The sequence below is a fragment of the Bradyrhizobium sp. MI1.10 genome (genome assembly GCF_055811035.1).
On sequence record NZ_JBVVPN010000046.1, the window covers coordinates 25029 to 47486 of the forward strand.

At 65.4% G+C, this 22458-nt stretch carries 23 protein-coding genes and 1 pseudogene; 13 read left to right on the forward strand and 11 right to left on the reverse strand.

The window, feature by feature from the left end; all coding sequences use genetic code 11:
• Positions 1-2: 2 nt before the first annotated feature.
• Positions 3-287 carry a hypothetical protein gene (locus tag AC0L3K_RS33295; protein ID WP_473367606.1) on the reverse strand — a complete coding sequence of 95 codons (285 nt, stop codon included), beginning with the start codon at positions 285-287 and terminating at the stop codon, positions 3-5.
• Between the two features lie 79 nt (positions 288-366).
• Positions 367-813, reverse strand: coding sequence for a hypothetical protein (locus AC0L3K_RS33300; protein WP_354128861.1), 447 nt, complete (start codon positions 811-813; stop codon positions 367-369).
• A gap of 152 nt (positions 814-965) precedes the next feature.
• Here AC0L3K_RS33300 and AC0L3K_RS33305 point away from each other — a divergent pair, with 152 nt between their 5' ends.
• Positions 966-2231, forward strand: a complete 1266-nt coding sequence (locus AC0L3K_RS33305; RefSeq protein WP_007600561.1) for an MFS transporter — start codon at positions 966-968, stop codon at positions 2229-2231.
• On the opposite strand, the gene AC0L3K_RS33310 is transcribed toward AC0L3K_RS33305, so the two are convergent.
• Complete coding sequence (locus AC0L3K_RS33310) at positions 2228-2635, reverse strand: DUF4864 domain-containing protein (RefSeq protein WP_007600562.1); 408 nt, start codon at positions 2633-2635, stop codon at positions 2228-2230. The genes AC0L3K_RS33305 and AC0L3K_RS33310 overlap by 4 nt on opposite strands.
• A 54-nt stretch (positions 2636-2689) precedes the next feature.
• Positions 2690-3331 carry a TetR/AcrR family transcriptional regulator gene (locus tag AC0L3K_RS33315; protein WP_219685346.1) on the reverse strand — a complete coding sequence of 214 codons (642 nt, stop codon included), beginning with the start codon at positions 3329-3331 and terminating at the stop codon, positions 2690-2692.
• A gap of 240 nt (positions 3332-3571) precedes the next feature.
• Between AC0L3K_RS33315 and AC0L3K_RS33320 the strand changes: the two genes are divergently transcribed.
• From AC0L3K_RS33320 to AC0L3K_RS33330, 3 genes are read left to right on the forward strand one after another with little or no spacing between them, the layout of a single operon-like run.
• A complete protein-coding gene (locus AC0L3K_RS33320; RefSeq protein WP_007600564.1) occupies positions 3572-4069 on the forward strand; it encodes a (2Fe-2S)-binding protein in 498 nt (165 codons plus the stop codon).
• Positions 4066-5127, forward strand: a complete 1062-nt coding sequence (locus AC0L3K_RS33325) for an FAD binding domain-containing protein (RefSeq protein WP_473367607.1) — start codon at positions 4066-4068, stop codon at positions 5125-5127. The genes AC0L3K_RS33320 and AC0L3K_RS33325 overlap by 4 nt, the downstream gene beginning before the upstream one ends.
• On the forward strand, positions 5114-7369 hold the full coding sequence (locus tag AC0L3K_RS33330; protein ID WP_473367608.1) for a xanthine dehydrogenase family protein molybdopterin-binding subunit: 2256 nt from the start codon (positions 5114-5116) through the stop codon (positions 7367-7369). The genes AC0L3K_RS33325 and AC0L3K_RS33330 overlap by 14 nt, the downstream gene beginning before the upstream one ends.
• Positions 7370-7412: 43 nt before the next feature.
• On the opposite strand, the gene AC0L3K_RS33335 is transcribed toward AC0L3K_RS33330, so the two are convergent.
• A complete protein-coding gene (locus tag AC0L3K_RS33335) occupies positions 7413-7565 on the reverse strand; it encodes a hypothetical protein (protein WP_007600573.1) in 153 nt (50 codons plus the stop codon).
• Between the two features lie 140 nt (positions 7566-7705).
• A complete protein-coding gene (locus AC0L3K_RS33340; RefSeq protein ID WP_007600574.1) occupies positions 7706-8254 on the reverse strand; it encodes a cupin domain-containing protein in 549 nt (182 codons plus the stop codon).
• A 149-nt stretch (positions 8255-8403) separates the two neighbouring features.
• Between AC0L3K_RS33340 and aptA the strand changes: the two genes are divergently transcribed.
• On the forward strand, positions 8404-9732 hold the full coding sequence (aptA, locus tag AC0L3K_RS33345) for an omega-aminotransferase AptA (RefSeq protein ID WP_007600575.1): 1329 nt from the start codon (positions 8404-8406) through the stop codon (positions 9730-9732).
• Positions 9733-9801: 69 nt separating this feature from the next.
• Entirely contained in the window at positions 9802-11067 is a 1266-nt protein-coding gene (locus tag AC0L3K_RS33350; protein ID WP_473367609.1) for a D-amino acid dehydrogenase, read from the forward strand.
• A gap of 105 nt (positions 11068-11172) precedes the next feature.
• On the opposite strand, the gene AC0L3K_RS33355 is transcribed toward AC0L3K_RS33350, so the two are convergent.
• Complete coding sequence (locus AC0L3K_RS33355) at positions 11173-11847, reverse strand: helix-turn-helix domain-containing protein (RefSeq protein WP_007600580.1); 675 nt, start codon at positions 11845-11847, stop codon at positions 11173-11175.
• Between the two features lie 19 nt (positions 11848-11866).
• A complete protein-coding gene (locus tag AC0L3K_RS33360; RefSeq protein ID WP_354201023.1) occupies positions 11867-12004 on the reverse strand; it encodes a hypothetical protein in 138 nt (45 codons plus the stop codon).
• A gap of 24 nt (positions 12005-12028) precedes the next feature.
• Here AC0L3K_RS33360 and AC0L3K_RS33365 point away from each other — a divergent pair, with 24 nt between their 5' ends.
• The 4 genes from AC0L3K_RS33365 to AC0L3K_RS33380 are packed head-to-tail and all read left to right on the forward strand — an operon-like array spanning position 12029 to position 15505.
• A complete protein-coding gene (locus AC0L3K_RS33365) occupies positions 12029-12793 on the forward strand; it encodes an ABC transporter substrate-binding protein (protein WP_007600582.1) in 765 nt (254 codons plus the stop codon).
• Between the two features lie 31 nt (positions 12794-12824).
• On the forward strand, positions 12825-13478 hold the full coding sequence (locus AC0L3K_RS33370; protein WP_007600584.1) for an amino acid ABC transporter permease: 654 nt from the start codon (positions 12825-12827) through the stop codon (positions 13476-13478).
• A complete protein-coding gene (locus AC0L3K_RS33375; protein WP_027568180.1) occupies positions 13475-14206 on the forward strand; it encodes an amino acid ABC transporter ATP-binding protein in 732 nt (243 codons plus the stop codon). The genes AC0L3K_RS33370 and AC0L3K_RS33375 overlap by 4 nt, the downstream gene beginning before the upstream one ends.
• Before the next feature lie 12 nt (positions 14207-14218).
• Positions 14219-15505 (forward strand): NAD(P)/FAD-dependent oxidoreductase, encoded by a 1287-nt coding sequence (locus AC0L3K_RS33380; protein WP_007600587.1) that lies wholly within the window; start codon positions 14219-14221, stop codon positions 15503-15505.
• A gap of 224 nt (positions 15506-15729) precedes the next feature.
• Here AC0L3K_RS33380 and AC0L3K_RS33385 read toward each other — a convergent pair.
• From AC0L3K_RS33385 to AC0L3K_RS33395, 3 genes and pseudogenes are all read right to left on the reverse strand, one after another.
• A pseudogene (locus AC0L3K_RS33385) lies at positions 15730-17318 on the reverse strand (gamma-glutamyltransferase family protein).
• A 261-nt stretch (positions 17319-17579) separates the two neighbouring features.
• Positions 17580-17756, reverse strand: a complete 177-nt coding sequence (locus tag AC0L3K_RS33390; RefSeq protein WP_219685338.1) for a hypothetical protein — start codon at positions 17754-17756, stop codon at positions 17580-17582.
• Positions 17757-17765: 9 nt separating this feature from the next.
• On the reverse strand, positions 17766-17999 hold the full coding sequence (locus tag AC0L3K_RS33395) for a DUF6894 family protein (protein ID WP_007600593.1): 234 nt from the start codon (positions 17997-17999) through the stop codon (positions 17766-17768).
• Positions 18000-18205: 206 nt separating this feature from the next.
• On the opposite strand from AC0L3K_RS33395, the gene AC0L3K_RS33400 reads away from it, so the two are divergent.
• The 3 genes from AC0L3K_RS33400 (at position 18206) to AC0L3K_RS33410 (ending at position 22328) form a co-directional block, all read left to right on the forward strand.
• Entirely contained in the window at positions 18206-20278 is a 2073-nt protein-coding gene (locus tag AC0L3K_RS33400; protein WP_473367610.1) for a PQQ-dependent sugar dehydrogenase, read from the forward strand.
• A complete protein-coding gene (locus AC0L3K_RS33405; RefSeq protein ID WP_007600595.1) occupies positions 20235-21176 on the forward strand; it encodes an SMP-30/gluconolactonase/LRE family protein in 942 nt (313 codons plus the stop codon). The genes AC0L3K_RS33400 and AC0L3K_RS33405 overlap by 44 nt, the downstream gene beginning before the upstream one ends.
• A gap of 126 nt (positions 21177-21302) precedes the next feature.
• Positions 21303-22328, forward strand: a complete 1026-nt coding sequence (locus AC0L3K_RS33410; protein ID WP_473367611.1) for a histone deacetylase family protein — start codon at positions 21303-21305, stop codon at positions 22326-22328.
• Positions 22329-22458: the final 130 nt, after the last annotated feature.

A 22458-nucleotide genomic window follows, 5' to 3' on the forward strand; every position in this document is an offset into this window, starting at 1 on the left:
TCCTACCGGTCTTGCTTGGGCTGCGGCGCGACGCTCTCGTTACGGTCGCGCCATGGTGCCGGCGTCGCGGGCCGCAGGCTGGTGTAGGGCGCAATCGTCGAATGATAGCCGGCGCGCGCGACCTTGGTCGCGGGTTCGGCAGGATCAGCGCCCGCGACTTGTGTCGTTGCCGGCACGCAGCCGGACAGCGCCAATGCCGTCGCGGCCAGCAGCGGCCAATGGAATCGAAAGTGTCGTCCCCGCGCCGCGGATGCAGCGGCGGACTTCGCCCCGGTAAGCGTAAGCATGAGTCATCCCTGATCTGTCTGGAGACCACAGGTTCGCGCGCGCGGGTGCGCGCTCGGCCTGACGTCGTCGCGCGTCAGATCAGACGATGGGAGGGCGGTAGTGCAGGGGCGGCGCCGCGCTGTGCAGGCTGGCCACGATCTCGGGCGAGCAGGCGGAAACCGGCTGAAGCGGCTTTACGACGCTGGGCAGGTCGGCCGGCAGCGCGCTCACGCACATCATCGCGCAGCACGGTCCCGGCGTACCCTTGCCGTCGTGATGATGAGGGACGGCGGGCGCGTCCTGCGCGGCGGTCTGGTGATGCGCATGCGGCCCGGCGTGGTCATGCGAGGCGCCGTCATGCGTGTGGCCGGCCTGCATCTGGTGATGCACCGGCACGAGATCGGCGAGGAGCGCGTCGTCGAGGCACGGTGCTGGACCGCTACCCCAGGCGAGGCTTGCGGCCGGCGCGAGCACGCAGAACAGATAGGCAAGGGCAATCACACGCCCCACCCTGATCCGCATCGATCGTGTCAATCGCAGCAACATTCCGCCGACATGCCCTTCGCGCGGCGATGTTGCACGCGCTGATTTGCAAAATAATGACAAAACGCGCGTTCGCCAAGCTCCTTCTTACCGCAGTGCACCGTGCATGCCCAATATCGCGCCACAATGGTTGACCCTGTGGCGATCCGCGGGCCATGGTCCCGCCCGTGCACGCGCCAAATCAATCGGGACAAACACCTGAAACATTCACTCCTGATTCGCGTCAGGCCTGGATGCGCCTCGTCATTGCGCTTCTGATCGGTTCGATCGGCGGCGTCGGCATGTGGGCGATCGTGGTGATGATTCCCGCGGTGCAGGCCGAATTCTCCGCGACGCGCGGCGCGGTGTCGCTGGCTTTCACGCTGATGATGTTCGGCTTCGGGCTTGGCGGCGTCATCGCCGGCAGGATCACCGACCGGTTCGGCATCGTGGCGGCGATGGCGATCAGCATTGCCTTCCTCGGCGTCGCCAACGTGCTGGCGGGTCTGTCGACCCAGCTCTGGCAGTTCGTGGCGGCGTATTTCCTGATCGGACTCGGCACGTCGGCGACCTTCGCGCCGCTGATGGCGGAGGCCTCCCACTGGTTCGAGCGCTATCGCGGCCTGGCCGTGACCATCGTCGCGAGCGGTAATTATGTCGCCGGCACGATGTGGCCGCCGCTCGTGAGCACGGGCATGCAGACGATCGGCTGGCGTTACACGCACATCGGCATCGGCCTCGTCTGCGTCAGCCTGATGACCATCCTGGTGCTGGTCCTGCGCGCGCAGATGGGCGACGACAAGGTTCACGATCATGCCAATGCAGCGCCGCCGCGGGTCGACCTCAAGCTCTCGACCAATACGCTGACGGTGCTGCTCTCGATCGCCAGCATCTCCTGCTGCGTCGCCATGGCAATGCCGCAGGTGCATATCGTCGCTTATTGCGGCGATCTCGGATATGGCGTGGCGCGTGGCGCCGAGATGTTGTCGCTGATGATGGCCTGCGGCATCGTCAGTCGGATCGGCTCGGGCTACCTCGCCGACAAGATCGGCGGCATCCCGACGCTTCTGATCGGCGCCCTGGCGCAAGGCTTTGCGCTCGTATTCTACCTGTTCTTCGACAGCCTGACCTCGCTCTATTTGATCTCCGCGATGTTCGGCCTGTTCCAGGGCGGCATCGTGCCGAGCTATGCCATCATCGTGCGCGAGGCGATGCCGGCGAGCGAGGCCGCAACCCGCGTCGGCATCGTGATCTTCGCCTCCGTGTTCGGCATGTCGTTCGGCGGCTGGGTCTCGGGCGTCATCTTCGACGCGACAGGTTCCTATGCAGCGGCGTTCGCCAACGGCGTGGCGTGGAACGCGCTCAATATCGGCATCGTGCTGACGTTGCTGATCCGCTCGCGGATGAATGCAGTCAGGACCGGTCCGGGTTTTGCGACCTAGACTGCCTGTCCCGCCTTCAGCAGCGAACAACCCGTGATCTTGTAGCTGCCGTCTGCCTGCTGCTCGAGCGTGTAGAGCGCTTCCCAGGCCTCGCCATTGGCATCGATGATATGGACGTGCTGGGCAATGCGGCTGCCCTCGCTCTTGCTGTCGCCGAATTCAAAGCTCTTGTGCCGATAGACCGGCGGGTAGCCGTTTTGCACCATGGACATGAAGATGTCGGGCGCGGGGAAGATCTCCCGGATCGCCGGTGCGGCGTAGGAATAGGCCGCGCGCGCGTCGTCGCGGCCGAATGCCTGCTCCTGGGCGCGGATGATATCCTGTGCCGTCGCGACATCGTCGGCACGCGCCGAGATCGGACCGAAGGCGACACTGAGAAAGACCAGCAAGGCGGCGATGCGCATGACAGGCTCCGCGTTGAAATCCCGGGCGGCGCCGATCCTAGCACATCTCGCGGGCTATCGCTTCCGCTTTGCAGCCGGCTTCGCGGGCCTGGCGGCCACGCGGGCCTTGGCTTTCACGACAGGCTGCACCCGCAAACCATCAACGAACACGTCGAGCATCCGCAGCACCGAGGATTGCCAGCCGGGCTGGTCGTGCATGTAGCACATGCCGAAGAACGCGCGCAGCAAGTCCTCGGGGCTGACGTCCGCGCGCATCGCGCCGGCCGCGGCTGCCCGATCGAGCAGCGAGCCGATCGCCTTGCTCAGGCGCTCAAAGGAAAAGGCATGCAACTCCGACCCGCTCTGCACCGCGAGTGCCAAGGCTGCCACCATGCCCTTTTTGGTGGCAACGAATTCGACACCTGAGCGCAGCCAGCGCCGCAGCGCATCCACCGGGTCCTTCGCATTCTTCAACTGCTCGGCGAGTTCGCTGAGCTGCTCGACCTCGCGCCGGTACACCGCCTCGAACAAATCCTCGCGCGTCGGGAAATGCCGATAGAGCGTGCCGATGCCGACGCCGGCGCGTTTTGCCACCGCCTCCAAGCTCGCCTCCGGCCCGCCCGCGTTGAACACGGCTTTCGCCGCCTCGAGCACGCGCTCGCGATTGCGCACGGCATCGGCACGCGGCTTGCGGATCTGATCGGTGTGGTCGTCCATGCCGGCACTGTAGATCACGAATTGGTTAGATTGAACCCTTGTGGGGCTGCATCGCGTTGATGCGCACGGGCTTTTGACGAATTCCAAAATTTTTCGGCGGCCCTTGTTAAGCGGAGGCTGCCTCCGTATCTTCGCTGAAGACGTTGGCTCGGATGATATTCGGGCGGCGCGGAATCGACGGCGGCCACGGCGGTGGCGCGCAGCGCGACGACTCATGTCCATATCTGATCGGAGCCTTATATGAACCACTCCATCAGCCTCACCGTGAACGGTGCGCGGCGCGACTTCGTCCTCGACGATGCGCGCGTCACGTTGCTCGATCTCCTGCGTGAGCGCCTCCACCTGACCGGAACCAAGAAGGGATGCGACCGCGGTCAATGCGGCGCCTGCACCATTCTCGTCGACGGCAAGCGGATCAACTCCTGCCTCGCGCTGGCCATTAGCCATGACGGTGCCGACATTCTCACCATCGAGGGCGTGGCGCGCGGCGACCAGCTTCACCCCGTGCAGGCCGCCTTCATCGCCCATGACGGCTTTCAGTGCGGCTTCTGCACGCCCGGCCAGATCATGAGCGCGATCGGCATGATGAGCGAGGCACAGGCCGGCAACGATCCCGAGCGCATCCGCGAATGCATGAGCGGCAATCTATGCCGCTGCGGCGCCTATGCCGGCATCGTCGATGCCGTGCTCGACGCGCAGGCCGGGATGGACGAATCCAATCAGAGGCGCTCCGCATGAAACAATTTGATTACGTCAGGCCGGCCACGGTCGCCGAAGCCGTCGCGGCCGCGGCGCAGCCGGGCGCGGTCTATCTCGCCGCCGGCACCAATCTGCTCGATCTGATGAAGGGCGGCGTCAGCCGTCCGGATCGTCTGGTCGACGTCACGCATCTCGACGGGCTCGATCAGATCGAGCGCCTTGCCGACGGTGGTGTGCGTATCGGCGCGTTGGTGAGCAACGCCGATCTTGCGCATGACGCCGACTTCGCCAAGGCCTACCCGGCTGTCGCCGAAGCGCTGCTCTCCGGCGCGTCGGCGCAACTGCGCAACGCCGCGACCGTCGGCGGAAATCTGCTGCAACGGACGCGTTGCGCGTATTTTTACGACACCGCCAGCCGCTGCAACAAGCGCGAGGTCGGCAGCGGTTGCGACGCGCGTGACGGCGAGAACCGCACCCACGCCGTGCTCGGCTGGAGCGAAAACTGCATCGCCACGCATCCATCCGACTTCTGCGTGCCGCTGGTCGCGCTCGACGCCATCGTCGAGATCGAGGGCAGGAGCGGGCGGCGCGAGATCGCGCTCGACGACCTGCATCGCCTGCCCGGCGATATGCCCGAGCGTGAATCGGCGCTCGAACCGGGTGATCTCATCGTCGCGGTGCGCCTGCCGCCCGCTGCGCGCGGCTTTGCGGCTCATGCGCGCTATCTCAAGGTCCGCGATAGAACGTCCTACGCGTTTGCCGTCGTCTCGGCTGCCGCTGCGCTGCGGATCGAGAACGGCAAGATCGCGGAGGCGCGGCTTGCGCTCGGCGGTGTCGCCGCAAAGCCCTGGCGTGCCCGCGCCGCGGAGGACATGCTCAGGAACGTCCCGCCCACGGTGGACGCTTTCCAGGAAGCCGCCTCGCGCGCGCTCGCCGACGCAAAACCGTCCGGCGACAACGCCTTCAAGATCGAGCTCGCGCGCCGCATCGTCGTGCGCGCGCTGAGCCTCGCCGCCGCCGGTACGCCCGTGCGCATCCCCGCGCTGCCGGCCTCTCCCTTTGCCTCGATGTCCGGAGCCATTCATGCCCGAGCTTAATCTCACCAGCGCGCCCGCTCATCTGCGGCACGGCTCGAACATCGGCCAGCCGCTGACCCGCCGCGACGGCGTGCTTAAGGTCAAAGGCCAGGCGACCTACGCCGCCGACAATCATCCACCCGGTATGCTGTTTGCGGTGATGGCCGTTTCCAGCATCGCGCGCGGTCGCGTGACCTCGCTCGATGTCGCTGCTGCCAAGCGCCACCCCGGCGTCATCGATGTCATGACGCCAGACCACAAGCCTGAGCTCGCGATCGATCCCGAGATCAAGACCAATCCATTCGTATTCCGGATGGAGGTGCTACAGAGCAATGAGGTCCGCTACGCCAACCAGCCGATCGCCGTCGTAATCGCCGAGACGCTGGAGGCGGCGACGGAAGGCGCGGCGCTGCTGGCGCCGCACTACGAGACGCTGCCCGCGCTCATCGGTCTCGACGCGGGTGAGAGCTTCGTGCCGCCGGTCGTCGGCGTCGGCAACCCGACGGAAAATCACCGCGGCGATGTCGAGGCGGAGCTTGCGTCGGCCGAGAAGCGGATCGACGCGGTCTACGAAACGCCGCCGCAATATCACAATGCGATGGAGCCGCATGCGATCGTGGCTGCCTGGAACGGCGACAATCTGCAGATCGACATGCCGACCCAGGGCCTCATGCTGTCGCTGGCGCGCGTTGCCGAATTGTTCGGCATCGCGCACGACAAGATCCATATCCGCAGCCCGTTCCTCGGCGGCGGCTTCGGCTCGAAGGGGCTCATGGCCGGCCCTCCGGTCCTCGGCATCATGGCGGCAAAGCTCGTCGGCAAACCAGTCAAGCTGGTGCTGCGCCGTGAGCAGATGTACGGCCCGGTCGGCCATCGCGCGCCGACGCGGCAGCGGCTTCGCATCGGCACCGATGGCGAGGGGCGCCTGACCGCGCTCGAGCACCATGCGAGGACCGTGTCGAGCACGTTCGACGATTTCTACGAGCCCGCGGCCGACGCCTCGCACACGCTCTATGCGGCGCCCGCGATCCGCACCTCGCACGACGCCGTGCGTGTCAACACGGGTACGCCTTTGTTCATGCGCGCGCCCGGCGAGGCGACCGGCTTGATCGCGCTGGAGCGCGCGCTCGACGAGATGGCCTGGGCCTGCGGCATCGATCCGCTCGCCTTTCGTCTGAAGAACTATGCCGAGGTCGAGCCCATCACCGGCAAGCCGTTCTCGTCCAAGGCGCTGCGCGCCTGCTACGAGCAGGGCGCGGCGCGCTTCGGCTGGGCGAAGCGACCGCTCCAGCCGCGGCAGATGCGCGACGATGCCGGCCTTCTGGTCGGCTGGGGCATGGGCACCGCGACCTTCCCGGCATTGATGTTCCAGGCCGAAGCGCGTGCCGTGCTCCGCCGCGATGGCTCCGGTACCATGGAGATCGGCGCGCATGACATGGGGCAGGGCGCCTGGACGGCGCTGGCGCAGATCGCGGCCGACGAACTCGGGCTTGATATCGACCGCGTCGAGTTCAAGGCGGGTTCATCCGACCTGCCCGATGCCGGCATCGCCGGCGGTTCGGCACACACGGCAACCGCGGGTGCCGCGATCCACAGCGCAGGCGCGGCCGTGATTGCAAAACTCGCCGATCTCGCCACCAGCGACGAGAAGTCGCCGCTGTTCGGCGCCGGCAATGCCGGCGTGATCGCGCGCGATGGCCGGTTGATCCGGCGCGACGACGAGAGCCGCGGCGAAAGCTATTCCGAGATTCTCGCGCGCGCCGGCGTCGCCGAAATCGAGGCGCGTGGCACCGGTGCGCCGAATCCGGCGGCCATGGAGGAGTATGCGATGCACGCCCATGGCGCGGTGTTCGCGGAGGTGAAGGTCGATCCCGAGCTCGGCCAGGTCCGCGTCACCCGCATGGTCGGCGCCTTCGCCGCGGGGCGGATCGTCAATCCGCGCATGGTGCAGAGCCAGCTGTTCGGTGGCATGATCTGGGGCCTGTCCTTCGCGTTGCACGAGGAAGCCATCACCGACCGCCGCACCGGCCGGATCATGAACGCCAATCTCGGCGAGTACCATATCCCGGTGAATGCCGACGTGCCGCCGCTCGACGTGATCACGGTCGATGAGCAAGACCCGCACGTGAACGCGCTTGGCATCAAGGGTGTCGGCGAGATCGGCATCACCGGCAGTGCAGGGGCAGTCGCCAACGCCATCTGGCATGCGACGGGCGTGCGTGTCCGCCGCTTCCCGATCCGGATTGAAGAGTTGCTGACGTAGGCTTTTAGCAGCGGCCGGCGAGGCCGTCTTGCTCCGCCGCGTGCTAATGCAGCTTCTTGCGTAGAGCCTTGAGCGCTTCTCGCTGCGCCTCGATGTAATTCGCGATGGTCTTGCGCAGCTCCTCCGAATGGAGCTTGTCGCTGTCGCGCTGCACTTCATCGAGTGCGGCCTCTGCATTTGCGAGCGTGATCTTCATAGCGAGCCCTGTTACGAAGCGCCTCCGGAAAGCGGAGGCTGCTTGGCTATGGCTCGAAACATATAGAGGATCAGGCTGCGGAAATTGAGATGGCTCAAGCTCCGTAAGATACCGGTGGCTCCGTAGGATTGCGGACAACTTCAAAACGTCGGCGGTGTGCAGGCCGAGATCACCTCGCACGGCTTGCCGCCGACGCAGCGGAAGCGATGCGGGCGGCGGCTCTCGAAGTAGTAGGCATCGCCCGGATTGAGGATGCGGCGCTCGTCCTCGACGGTGACTTCGAGCTTGCCCGAGATCACGATGCCGCCTTCCTCGCCGTCATGGACGAGGTGAACGCGCCCGGTGTCGCTGCCGGGCTCGTAGCGCTCCTTCAGGATCTGCAGGCTGCGACCGAACAGATTGTCGCCGATTTGCCGATACGAGATCGGCTTCTTGCCGACCTCGGTCAGCTCTTCGCCGCGGTAGAATATCTTGCGCCGGCTCTCCGGCTCCAGCGCGAAGAACTCGGCGAGCCCCATCGGGATTCCGTCGAGGATGCGCTTGAGCGCTCCCACGGACGGGTTCATCTGGTTGGATTCGATCAGTGAGATCGTCGAATTGGTGACGCCGGCGCGTTTGGCGAGTTCGCGCTGCGACAGCTTCTGGCGCGCCCGGATGAATCGCAGCCGTCCACCGATATCGACGCTCATGTCCCTGTCCCGTGTTGCAGGTGTTGCGGATCGCGCAAATATGGACCGGCAGCCCTAGTCAAATCAATGGCTTGCAGCCGGTCAGAAAAGGACTTGTTGCGCTTTTCAAGCCGTGCCTCTGGTAGCAGGTCAGCAAAGGAGCGTGGCCCGTGACCCTTCATCAGATTCCGAACACCATCAAGACCGATTCGTTCTGGATGCCGTTCACGGCCAACCGGCAGTTCAAGAAGGCGCCGCGCCTGTTCTCCTCGGCCGAGGGCATGCACTACACCACCGTCGACGGCCGCAAGGTGATCGACGCCTCCGCCGGCCTCTGGTGCGTCAATGCCGGCCACGGCCGCAAGCAGATCGCCGCCGCCGTCGAGCGCCAGCTGATGACGCTGGACTTCGCGCCGTCGTTCCAGATGGGCCATCCGCTGGCATTCGACTTCGCCGAGCGTCTGGCCGAGATCGCGCCGAAGGGCCTCGATCGCATCTTCTTCACCAATTCCGGCTCCGAGTCGGTCGATACCGCGCTGAAGATCGCGCTCGCCTATCACCGTGCCAACGGCCAGGCGAGCCGCACCCGCCTGATCGGCCGCGAGCGCGGCTATCACGGCGTCGGCTTCGGCGGCACTTCGGTCGGCGGCATGGTCGCCAACCGCCGCGCCTTCGCGACCCTGCTGCCGGGCGTCGACCACATCCGCCACACCCACGATCTCACCCGCAACGCCTTTGCCAAGGATCAGCCCGAGCATGGCGCCGAGCTCGCCGATGATCTCGAGCGGTTGGTGGCCCTGCACGGCGCCGAGACCATCGCTGCCGTCATCGTCGAGCCGGTGCCGGGTTCGACCGCGGTGTTGCCGCCGCCGAAGGGCTATCTCCAGCGCCTGCGCGAGATCTGCGACAAGCACGGCATCCTCCTGATCTTCGACGAGGTCATCACCGGCTTCGGCCGCCTCGGCACGCCGTTCGCCGCCAACTTCTTCGGCGTCACGCCTGATATGATGACGACGGCCAAGGGCATCACCAACGGCACCATTCCCTGCGGCGCCGTGTTCGCGAGCCGCAAGGTGCATGACGGCCTGATGGTCGGCCCGGAGAACGCGATGGAGCTGTTCCACGGCTATACCTATTCGGCGCATCCGGTCGCCTGCGCCGCGGGTATCGCGACGCTCGACATCTACAAGGACGAAGGCCTGCTGACGCGCGGTGCGTCGATCTCCGAATACTGGCGCGATGCGCTGCATTCGCTGAAGGGCCTGCCCAACGTCGTCGACATCCGCAATTGCGGCCTGATGGGCGCGGTCGAGCTGTCACCCCGTGACGGTACCGTCGGCGTGCGTGGCTACGACGTCATGGTCGATTGCTTCAATCGCGGGCTGTACTTCCGCATGAGCGGCGATAGCTTTGCGCTGTCGCCTCCGCTCATCGTCGAGAAGAGCCACATCGACGATATCGTGTCGATCCTCGGCGATGCCATCAAGCGGGTGGCCTGATAATTGCTCTCGCCGTTGCGGAGTTCCTCTTGCAGCGGCGAGCGTGATGCCGCGGGAGTTTGACCAAGCGTGAAAGTTCTGATCCTCGGCAGCGGTGTCATCGGTGTCACCTCTGCCTACTACCTCGCGCGTGCCGGCCATGAGGTGACGGTTGTCGACCGTCAGCCCGAACCGGCGCTCGAGACCTCCTTTGCCAACGCCGGCGAAGTGTCGCCCGGCTATTCTTCGCCCTGGGCCGGCCCCGGCGTACCGGTGAAGGCGGTCAAATGGCTGCTGATGAAGCACGGCCCCCTTGTGATCCGGCCGAAGCTCGATCCCGTGATGTGGGTCTGGCTGCTCAAGATGCTGCGCAATTGCACCAGCGAACGCTACGCCATCAACAAGAGCCGGATGATTCCGATCGCGGAATACAGCCGCGATTGCCTGCGCGACCTGCGCCGCGACATCGGCATTCAATATGACGAGCGCTCGCGGGGCACGCTGCAGCTGTTCCGCTACCAGGCCCAGCTCGACGGCACCGGTGAGGACATCGCCGTGCTCAAGCAGTACGGCGTGCCCTTCGAGGTGCTGAGCCGTGAGGGCTGCATTGCGGCCGAGCCGGCGCTGGCGGGCGTGAAGGAGAAGTTCGCGGGCGGACTTCGGCTGCCGCAGGACGAGACCGGCGATTGTCACATGTTCACGCAGGCCCTGGCCAAGCATGCCGAAGCGCTCGGCGTGCGCTTTATGTTCAACACCGGCATCGACCGCATCGTCACCGACGGCGCGCGCGTCAGCGGCGTCGTGACCAGCGCCGGAATGTTGCAGGCAGACGCTTACGTTCTCGCGCTCGGAAGCTGGTCGTCGCGGCTGGTCGCGCCGCTCGATATTTCGCTGCCGGTCTATCCGGTGAAGGGCTATTCGATCACGGTGCCGATCAAGGACGCTTCCGGCGCGCCGGAATCGACCGTGATGGACGAGAGCTACAAGGTGGCCATCACCCGTTTGGGAAATCGCATCCGCGTCGGCGGCACCGCCGAAATCTCCGGCTTCTCGAGCCAGCTCTACGACGCGCGCCGCGCCACCCTCGATCACTCGCTGACCGATCTTTTCCCGCGCGGCGGCGATCTCTCCAAGGCGACGTTCTGGAGCGGCCTGCGCCCGATGACGCCCGACGGCCCGCCCGTGATCGGCCCGACGCAATACGCCAACCTTCACCTCAACACCGGCCACGGCACGCTCGGCTGGACCATGTCGTGCGGCTCCGGCCGCGTGCTCGCCGACATGCTGTCGGGCAAGAAGCCGGACATTGACGTGAGCGCGCTGACGGTGGACCGGTACAAGTACCGGTTCGGCTAAGACTCTATCCTCCCGTCATTGCGAGGAGCGAAGCGACGAAGCAATCCAGAGTGTCTCCGCGGTGAGAGTCTGGATTGCTTCGCTTCGCTCGCAATGACGGCTGCGCTACGCCGTCCCTGTCACGCAGTTCACCCACAGCACCACGGACTTCGCGTCATTGGCCGGATTGGAAAACCGGTGCGGCCGCCGGCTTGCAAACCGAAAACTGTCGCCCGTCTTCAGCGACCATGTCTCGCTGTCCACCGTCAGCATCATCTCGCCTTCGAGGACGAGGCCGGCTTCCTCGCCGTCATGAGTGTAGAGCTCGTCGCCGGTGGAGCCGCCTGGCTCCAGATGCACCAGGAACAGGTTGAGCCGGTTGTCGGCGCTGGCCGGGCTCAGCAATTGCTTGGACACGCCGGTGCGCCAGAGCTTCAGCTCGGGCCGCTGAAGCCCGCGCGTGACGATTTGATTGGATGCACCGTCGGCGTTCGGGCTCGCGCCGAACAGCGCGGCGATGCCGACGCCGAGCACGTCGGCGAGCGTGGCCAGCACACGCAGCGACGGCGACGACAGGCCGCGCTCGATCTGGCTGAGGAAGCCGATCGACAGATCCGTGCGCGAAGCGACCGTCTCGAGCGAGAATTGCCTGATGCGCCTGAGATCGCGGATACGGCGGCCGACCGCGATGTCCATCGCGGGCTCGGCGGCTTTGGCGATAGCCTTGGTGTTGGCGTTGGCTTTCGCCTTCGCCTTTATCTGCACCTTCTTCACCGGCTTTGCGGCGGCCGGTCTGCGCATTCTTTTGCCACCGCTCACGTCAAACCGCTTCCTTCATGTGCATGAAAACCGCTTGCATGACCCGCGAAAGTGTGACCAAATTTTCATGTTGGTGAAAATAGGCCGAAACGGCTCGGCCCGCAATGTCTGCGATCACGACATCTGCGAGCGCCGCCATCGGCCGAGCCCAAAGGGGAATGCGATGGCGTTGAAGCGTTTTGTCCAGGCCGCGGTCGCGGCACTCGCGATTGCCGCAGCAGCGCCGGCTTCGGCGCAGCAGGTGCTGAAGGTTGGTTCGACGCCGACAGGCATTCCCTTCACCTTCCTCGACACCAAGACCAACACCATCCAGGGCATCATGGTCGATCTCATCACCGAGATCGGCAAGGATGCCGGCCTCAACGTGCAGATCGAGCCGATGGCGTTCTCGGCGCTGATCCCGTCGCTGACCTCCAGCAAGATCGACATCATCGCGGCCGCGATGTTCATCACCGCGCCGCGCAAGGAGGTCGTCGACTTCTCCGATCCGATCTACACTTACGGGGAAGGCCTCGTCGTGCCGAAGGGCGATACCAAGGCCTACGCCACGCAGGACGATCTGAAAGGCGAGACGGTCGGCGCCCAGGTCGGCACCGCCTTCGTCGACGCGCTGAAAAAGTCCGGCCTGTTTGCCGACGTCAAGGCCTACGACACCATTCCCGACATCCTGCGCGACGTGAACACCGGCCGCCTCAAGGCCGGTTACGCTGACTATCCGATCCTCGCCTACAATCTGAAGCAGGGCGGCTTCCCCGAGGTGCGGCTCGTCGACAGCTACAAGCCTGCTACCGTCGGCTCGGTCGGCATCGGCGTCCGCAAGGGCGAGAGCGCGCTGCTCGGCAAGATCAACGCCTCGCTCGCCAAGCTCAAGGCCAACGGCACCATCGAGAAGATCCTCGATAAATGGGGCCTGAAGGCCCAGGGTTGATCGCGAGAGGTCAATCGATGAAGGCTGATCGATGAAAGGCTTCTGGCACGACGCGGCGGAATTCTTCCCGATCCTGATGAGCGGCGTCGTGCTGACGATCGTCGTCACCATCGGCTCGCTGCTGCTGTCGACGGTGCTTGGCCTCGTCTGGGCGATGATGCGGGTCTCCGGCATCCGCGTCCTGTCGCTGCTCAGCGCCAGCCTGATCAATGTGATCCGCGGCATTCCGATCATCGTGCTGTTGTTCTACCTCTACTTCGTGATGCCGGATCTCGGCGTCACGCTGTCCGCGTTGCAGGCTGCGATCCTTGGGCTCGGCATCGCCTACTCGGCCTATCAGGCGGAAAATTTCCGCGCCGGCATCGAGGCCATCGACAAGGGGCAGATCGAGGCGGCGCAATCGATCGGCATGGGCTGGTGGCTGACCATGCGCCGCGTCGTGCTGCCGCAGGCGGTGCGAATCGTGTTGCCGCCTTACGGCAACGTCATGATCATGATGCTGAAGGATTCCTCGCAGGCCTCGACCATCACGGTCGCCGAGCTCGCGCTGCAAGGCAAGCTGATCGCGTCCTCGACCTTCAAGAACACCAACGTGTTCACGATGGTTGCGCTGATGTATCTCACCATGAGCATTCCGCTGATCCTGCTGGTCCGTCACTTCGAGAAGCGGGCCGGCAAGAAATGATCGAGCTGACCGACGTCCACAAGAGCTTTGGCGAAAACGAGGTGCTCAAGGGCATCACGGCCTCCGTGCAGAAGGGCGAGGTGGTCTGCATCGTCGGCCCCTCCGGCTCCGGCAAGTCCACCATCTTGCGCTGTATCAACGGTCTCGAAAGCTACGACCGCGGCGAGATCAGCGTCGAGGGATTGAAGGTCGACCGCGACGCGCCGTCGATCGTGCAAGTCCGCACCCAGGTCTCGATGGTGTTCCAGCGCTTCAATTTGTTTCCGCACCGAACGGTGCTGGAGAACGTGGTCGAAGGTCCGCTCTATGTGAAGAAGGAGCCGCGCGCTGCCGCATTCGAGCGTGGCCGCGCGCTGCTCGCCCAGGTGGGCCTTGCCGAGAAAGCCAACGAACATCCGCCGCAGCTCTCCGGCGGCCAGCAGCAACGCGTCGCGATCGCGCGGGCGCTGGCGATGCAGCCCAAGGCCATCCTGTTCGACGAACCGACCTCGGCGCTCGATCCTGAACTGGTCGGCGACGTTCTCGGCGTGATGCGCAAGCTTGCTGACGACGGCATGACCATGGTCGTCGTTACGCACGAGATGGGCTTTGCCCGCGACGTCGCCGACCGCGTGCTGTTCATCGACGGCGGTGTCATCGTCGAGCAGGGACCGGCGAAATCGGTGCTCAATCAACCGCAGCATGCGCGGACGCAGGATTTTTTGCGCCGCGTGCTGCATCCGCTCTGACCGGTCCTTGCCATGACCACGCGCCTGCCTCTGCCGCCGTCCCTCTATGCCGACACCGCCGTCGCGCCGGTGGCCACGCCGCCGCTCGAAATCGACAAGACGGTCTCGGTCGCCATCGTCGGCGGCGGCTACACCGGTCTGTCCACGGCGTTGCATCTGGCCGAGCAGGGCGTGGAGGCACTGGTGCTGGAGGCGCAGGAGCCGGGCTGGGGCGCATCCGGCAATAATGGCGGCCACACCAATCCGGGACTGAAGCACGACCCCGATCAGATCGAAGCCGATTTTGGCACTGAGCTTGGCCGCCGCATGATCGACTTCTCCTACGGCACGACGAACTTCACCCACGATTTGATCCGCCGCTACCAGATCCCGTGCGAGGCGCGGCAGAACGGCACGCTGCGCGCGGCCTATAACCAGGCCAGCGCCGCCGCGATCGAGACAACCGCGCGGCAATGCACTGCCCGCGGCATGCCGGTGTCGTACCTGAACCGCGAGCAGCTGCGCGCGATGACCGGCACCGATCGCTACGTCGGCGCCATGCTGGATACCCGCGGCGGCGATCTGCATCCGCTCAGTTATGCCCGCGGTCTCGCGCGCGCCGCGATCTCCGCGGGCGCAAAGGTGCACGGCGAGACACCGGCGCTGTCGCTACGCCGCGAGGGCAGCCGCTGGCGCATCGGGACGCCGCGCGCGGTGGTGCATGCCGACAAGGTGCTGCTCGCGACCAACGGTTTTACGGACGATCTCTGGCCGGCGCTTCGCCGAACCATCGTGCCGGTGTTCTCCTCGATCGCGGCCACCGCGCCGTTGTCCGACGATGTGGCCCGTTCGATCATGCCGACGCGTCCCGTCCTTTACGAGAGCGGCCACATCACCGTCTATTACCGCGTCGATCAGCAGAACCGCCTCTTGATGGGTGGTCGCGGTCCGATGCGCTGGATCAATTCGCCGCGCGACGTCGCCTATCTCATGCGATACGCCGAGCGGCTATGGCCGCAACTCGAGGGCGTCGCCTGGACCCATGGCTGGAACAGCCGGCTCGCCATCACCGGGGATCATTATCCGCATGTGCACGAGCCCGCGGACAACGTCCTGATCTCGCTCGGCTGCAACGGCCGCGGCGTCGCGCTCTCGACCGCGATGGGCGCACAGCTCGCACGACGTCTGATCGGAGGCGCCAAGGCCGAGCTCGACATGCCCGTCACCGGCATCAAGCCGATCCCGATGCACGCATTCTGGCCGGTGGGCGTGACGACGGCAGTGATCGCAGGCCGGGTGCGCGACCGGCTCGGGATCTAACGGCGCGATTAGATTTACTGTTGCCGCAGCACAGGTGCGCTCCCTCTCCCGCTTGCGGGAGAGGGCTGGGGAGAGGGTGTTTCCATACAGGGAATCCCCAAGAGGAGAGAGCCCTCACCCGCCGCGCGCGGGACGATGCTTTGCATCGCCCGGCGCGCGTCGACCTCTCCCGCAAGCGGAAGAGGTGCAGCGGTGCTCGCGGCTCAATCGGTTTTCGTTAAGCCTTAGGCTTCCGCCACCGCATCGGCCCAAGGATGAAAAATCTCGACCGCGCCGGAATTCGTGTCGCCCTGGCGCATCACTACGCTCGGGAAGGCGAACTTCATCGGCACGGCCTGTACCTGCGTCTCCTCATAGTCGAAGCGCGCGGCGAGTGCCTTGCGGACTTCCTTCGAAAGTCTGGCGTCGCCGATCACGATCGCGCCCTCGCTGGCATCGATGCGCGGCTGGTGGATCGCGGCATCGAGATCCATGCCGAAATCCATCGCAAACGACACGATCTGCATCACCGACGGCAGGATGCGGCGACCGCCGGAGGCGCCGACCGCGAGCCGCTTGCCGTCCGCGGTCTCGGCGATGACAGGCGTGTAGTTGGTGAGACAGCGCTTGCCCGGGGCGAGCGAGTTGGTGGTGCCCGGCGTCGGGTCGAACCACATGATGCCGTTGTTCATGGCGATGCCGGTGTGCGGCGTGACGTATTTCGAGCCGAAGGATGACAGCAACGTCTGCGTCACCGCCGCGATGTTGCCGTGGCGGTCGACCACGCAGAAGTGCGTGGTGCAGGCGGGCGCCAGATAGTCCGCGCCGAGCGAGCGCTTGCCGTCGGCATCGCCCATATCCTTGAGCCGCTCGCGATAAGCCGATTGCAGGGCGAGCGCATATTCGGCATAGGCGGCCGCGTCTGGCGCGCTTCCCGGATTCAGGTTCTGCTGCAACAGGCGCAGCGCATGCGCCATTGTCGGCCCGGCTGTGAGCTCCGGCGTCGCAAACACCTTGCCGCCGCGATAGGGGATCGCCAGCGGCTCGCGCAGATGAGCTCGGAACGCGGCGAGATCCTCCACCGACAGCGCGCCGCCGTCGGCCTTGATGTCGGATGCGATGCTTCTGGCGAGATCGCCATGGTAGAAATCGCGCGGACCGGCGTCGGCAAGGTGCGACAGCGTCGCCTTCAGCGTGTCCAGCGGCAGTCGCGTCTCGGACTTGATGCCCCATGGCGCGCTTGGCGGCAGGCCGTCCTTCAGGAACGTTGTCGCGCTCGCGGATAGCGCCGAAGATCGGCCGCCGATGCCGCGATCGTCAGCGTGGTCCACCAGTCAACCAGCAGGCCTTCGCCGGCGAGGGCCGCTGCCGGCGCGACCAGATCCTTCCACGGCAACTTCGCGTGACGGCGATGCGCCTCCTCCATGCCGGCGACGACGCCGGGCACGGCGATCGCGGCGGGGCCGTGGATGTTGCGGTCGTCCTTCACCCGCTGCCAGGGGAACAGATCGGAAGCCGCGCCTTCGCCGCTGAGCGGATAGTCGGCGGCGCGCAGGCTTTGCGGCGCGCACATGCCGTAGTCGATCACTTCGTAGCGATTTTCCGCGGCACGGTAGAGCACCATCGCGCCGCCGCCGCCCATGCCGCTGTTCCAGGGCTCCAGCACGTTGAGCGCGAAGGTGGTGGCGACGATCGCATCCACGCAGTCGCCGCCCGCCGCCAGCACTTGCGCCCCCACTTCGGCCGCCCGCCGCGACTGCGCGGCGACGATGCCGCCTTTGGTTGTGATGGCGGGCTTGCGGACGGTTTGGGCGTGGCTGAACTGGTGCGGCATGATGATGTCTGTGTGCTGTCTTCGGTTTGGCTTCGTTGCGCTGAGCTCCGCAATCGGCGGAGTGCGCGGACAATGGCACATCGTCCCCACCGAGAATATCGAAAGGGAGGCGCGACATGGCTGGTGTGAAGCAGGCGGGGGAGGCGCCAACGCGTGAATGCCCGGGGCATAGGCGAGCGGAAGCGACGCCGTCCTTCGGACGGCTATGCTCGGGCATCACGAGTCGAGAGACCGATCAGTGGGAAGCGGAAGCCGCAGGGCTCAGCGCGCGCGATCCAGCCGGCTGGCCTGATACTTGGCGTGCCATTTCGGGCCAGGCCCGCGCATGTAGTGGAGCTCGGGCCGGTAGGGATTGCCCGCGATCCGGATCAGCGTCTGCCATTTGCCGGCGACGAAGCTCAGGGGCTGGCGGAGCAGGGTCAGTGACGCGAGCAACATGGCATCACCTCAGTGCGGCTTGCCGAGCATGGCAGTGAAGGGGAGGTCGAAGATCTCCTCGCCGTCGGAGCCGCTGACATGGATCACCCAGTCGCGCCAATCCTCAGCGCCGGGCGTCAGGATCATCGCGTTCATGATCTGGGCGGCACGGTCGCGCGCCTCGGTCAGGTTGGTCACGGCTGTGCCGCTGCGATCGATCAGCGTGCCCTCGGTATTGGAGCAGTGAAAATAGACCTGGACCATATGCGTCTCCTATTGGGAGCGATTGGGACGGCAAACCGATACCATTCCAAGCCTTCGCGAAACATTCGGGTCGAGCCCGGTAAGGGAATCTACGGAGATTGGTCGGCGCCAAGCCCCCTGCTGGTTTGATCACAAGGGGGTGTTGATCAACTGGACGGCATTCCCACGGCATGGAACAACCCTGGACGGAAAGTCCGGGAGGCGCCGTGAACCACCTCACATTTTGGCGTGAAAGCCGAAGCCTGCGCGCATGCGCGGGCGCCTTGGTGATGCTCCTGACCCTCACCTCGGTAGGCTCATCAGAACCGGTCCGCAAGAGCGGCTATGCGATCGGCACGGAGACCTGCGGCAGTGCCGATCTGGCTTTTCCCAGAATCCAGATCGACATGAAGGCCGGATTTTGCGCCGGCCTCGTCGCCAGCGAGGAGGATCGGCTGAAATTCCCGCGGGCGATCATCCAGGTGCCCGGTCGTGACCTGTTCGTGGTCGCCGACATGGCGGGCTGGGGCCATACCGATGGCCGACTGCTGTTGCTCGACCCGCGCGCGCCCCAGGGACGGCGGTTCAAGGAGCTGCTCACTGCAATCGAATATCCGTTTGGCCTCGTGATCGGTCCGGACAAGAAGCTCTATGCCTCGAGCGCGGAGACGATCTTCCGGTTCGATCCGCTCGCCGACAATCCGCGCGACACGGTCGAGACCATCGTCCGTCAGATGCCGGGCCGCCGGATCACATTGCCCGACGGCACCAGGGTCGACGAGAGCGCGCACCCGCTCAAGCAGTTTGTGTTCGACAGGAACGGCCGGCTGTTCGTCAACATCGGCTCGCACAGCGACGACTGCATCACGCCGGCGCCGATCACGCGACCTTGCGCGGCGGCCGAGGGTGCTTCCGCGATGGCGTCGATCTGGCTGTTCACGCCGCCCCCGGGCGGTATCTTCCCGGCGTTGAAGCCTGGCGAACCCGACCCGCCGCACGGCGTCTATGCGCGCGGCCTGCGCAACTCGATGGCGCTGGCGCTGCACCCGAACTTTCCCGATGCGGGCTATGCCTTCCTGCAAGGCGAGAACGGCCGCGACCTGCCTGACATTTTCAAGCCGAACGAGGAGATCAACGCCATCGAGCAGGGCAGGCATTACGGTTGGCCTTATTGCTACGATTTGTCGACGCCGAGTCCCGAATTCAGGATCGTATTGCAGTCGGGGATCTACAAATCGCTGTGCACCGCCAACGCTCTCTACAAGGCGCCGTTCTCGCTGCTGCCGCCGCACGGCGCGCCGCTCGCGATGCTCTATTATCACGGCGCGAAATTTCCGGAGCTCGAGGGCAAGCTGCTGGTCGGCCTGCATGGCTATCGCCCGACCGGCAGCCGCGTCATCGTCTATGACGTCGACGACCACGGCTTCCCGAAGCCCGCCCCGGCGCCGGTCCGCTATCATGTCAGTTGCGCGGCCGATCCGACCCACAGTTTTCAGACCGAGGCCGGCGACGTCGCCGCCGCGCCGTTCGAGGAGCTGATCGCAGGCTGGCACCGCGTCAACGGCGCGCGGCCGCAGGGCGCCCCCGTCGGCATGACGGTCGCGGAGGACGGCGCAATCTGGTTGGTCGAGGACAAGAACCAGACCGTGATCCGGATCGACCGCGCCGCGGGCGATGCGCCGCCGCCGTTGCCCTGCGACATGCGTAGCCAGGCGCTGATCGATCAACTGGCTGTCTTCGTGGCCAGAGATGCGCAGAACAGCGTCCGGCTCACCAATTTGCGCAAAGGCCTCGTCGAAAAGCACTGCGTCGGCTGTCACTCGGACTTCGGCCTGAAGCCGGGCCTATCTGACGCTCAGAAGGACGCGACGGTGCTTCGCTTCATGCTGTCGCAGGATGGCTGGATCTATCCTGGTGATCCCGACTTCGGCAAGTTGCGCACGCGGCTTCGTGGGTTAGGCGCGGAGAAGCTGATGCCGCCAGGTGGCGAAGGCCTGCCGAAGGCCGAGCCTGGTTACACGCGCCTGCTCGACACGGCGGATCTGCTGGTGTCAAAAATGGTCCCAGGCATCCGGATGCGGATCAAGTCCGGCCCGCCGCAGCGCAAGTTCTTTGGCAAAACCAACAGGGAATGCGGCGAAATACCGGCTGCCAAGGTCGTCGTCGTGACACAAAGGAACGCTGTAGACAAACCCGGCTTCAGCCGCTTCTTCCGGCCGGCCGATCCCTACCTGAATGGCGAGTGCAGCGACGGCGATGGCTATTACATCCGGCAGGAATTTCTGGTGCCTGTGCAGTAGCGTTGTTCTCGTCCTTGCGACGGCACAGGCACGAGCGGAAACAAAACTGTTCGAAAGCGTGCAGGTGACGCCATCAGGCGAATACACCTTCGGCATCGAAGGGCCGGCCGCCGATCTCGACGGCAATCTCTTCGTCGTCAATTTCGGCAAGCCCGGCACCATCGGCAAGCTGCCTGTCGGCGGCGCGGCGTCCGAGCCCTTCACGGCGCTGCCCGAGGGCAGCGTCGGCAATGCCATCCGCTTCGCGCGCGACGGCACCATGTTCATCGCCGACTACAAGAAGCACAACATCTTCGCGATCCCGAAGGGATCGACCGAGCCCGCCATCTGGTTTCACTCCGACGAGATGAACCAGCCCAACGACATCACCATCGCCCGCGACGGCACGATCTACGCGAGTGATCCGAACTGGAAAGGTCGCGAAGGCCATATCTGGCGCATCGCGAAGGCAGCCGACGGAACGGTGCAGGGACAGCTCATGTCGGCGCCGCGCGCGATGGGCACCACCAACGGCATCGATCTCAGCCCCGATGACAAGACGCTCTATGTCGGGGAATCCAGCAGCGGCCAGATCTGGTCCTACACGATCGGCGGCAACGAGCTCACCAGTCCAAAACTCGTCAAGGCGTTTCAGCCCGACAGCGTCGATGGCCTGCGCACCGACATGGCTGGCCGCCTCTATGTCGCGCGCATCCTCAAGGGCACCATCACGTTGATGAAGGCCAATGGCGCGGTCGAGCGGGAGATCGCGCTGAGGGCCAAGGAGCCGACCAACCTCGCTTTCGGCGGCCACGACGGCAAGACGATCTTCGTCACCCAGCGTCAGGGCGGCTTCGTCGAGTCCTTTCGCACCGACCAGCAGGGCCGCGAGCACTGCCTCCAGCGCGGGCGTTGCTGAGCTTCACGAGCGATCTGCTTCAGGCGCAGGGCGGTGCGAAAGGGACGGCATTCTTCTTGCTTGCATCTCGCCGCCGCGGGGATTTAGACATCTGTGGCACCCTCAAAGCGACCACGGAGTGTTCGAGTGAAAGCCGTCCATACCGAGCTGCATCGCAGCCACGATCCGCAATTCTTCCTGGTTCGCGGTGTCGTCAAGCGTACCACCGAGCAGCCCGAACGTGCCGACCGCCTGCTCAAAGGCCTCAAGGACGGCAAGCACCAACTGGTCGAACCAACCACATTCGGGCAGGGGCCGCGTGCGCGCATCCACAGTCCGGAATATCTGTCGTTCCTGAGCGAGGCCTGGGACGCCTGGACCGCGCTCGGCGATTCCGGTCCGGAGATGATCGGCAATATCCATCCGGTGCGCCATGCCGCGACTTATCCCACCCATATCACCGGCAAGCTCGGCTGGCACACCGCCGACACCGCGGCGCCGATCGGCCCGGGCACCTGGGCCGCGGCCTGCGCTGCGACCGACGTCGCGGTCACCGCGGCACAGATGGTGATGGACGGCGAGGACGCGACCTATGCGCTCTGCCGTCCGCCCGGTCATCACGCCTATCGCGACATGGCCGGCGGCTTCTGCTTCCTCAACAACAGCGCGATCGCGGCGGCGCATCTGCGGCAGAAGCACGAGCGCGTCGTGATCCTCGACGTCGACGTCCATCACGGCAACGGCACGCAAGGAATCTTTTACGCGCGGCCGGACGTCTACACGGTCTCGATCCATGCCGATCCCGTCGCATATTATCCTTACGTGTGGGGCTACGCGCATGAGCGCGGCGAAGGTCCCGGCCTCGGCACAAATCTCAACATTCCCCTGGCGATCGGTACCGGCGATGACGGCTACATGCAGGCGATGGACGTCGCACGCAAGGCGATCGAATCCTTTGCGCCCGGCGCCCTCGTCATCGCACTTGGCCTCGACGCCTCCGAGCACGATCCGCTAAAAGGCCTCGCCGTCACCACGCCCGGCTTCCGCCGCATTGGACAAGCCATCGCGAAGATGGGCCTGCCGACCGTGTTCGTGCAGGAGGGCGGCTATCTCTCGGATATCCTCGGCGCGAACCTGACCTCGGTGCTGGCCGGATTCGAAGAGGCGCGGTGAAGTTTACCTCTCCCCGCTTGCGGGGAGAGGTGGGCTTTTGGGGGAGCCAAATAACGGTGGGGGGGGTCGGGGGTCAGGCCGATATCGCCCCCCGCGCGCGGGCCCCCCCCCCCCCCCCCCACCCCGCCGA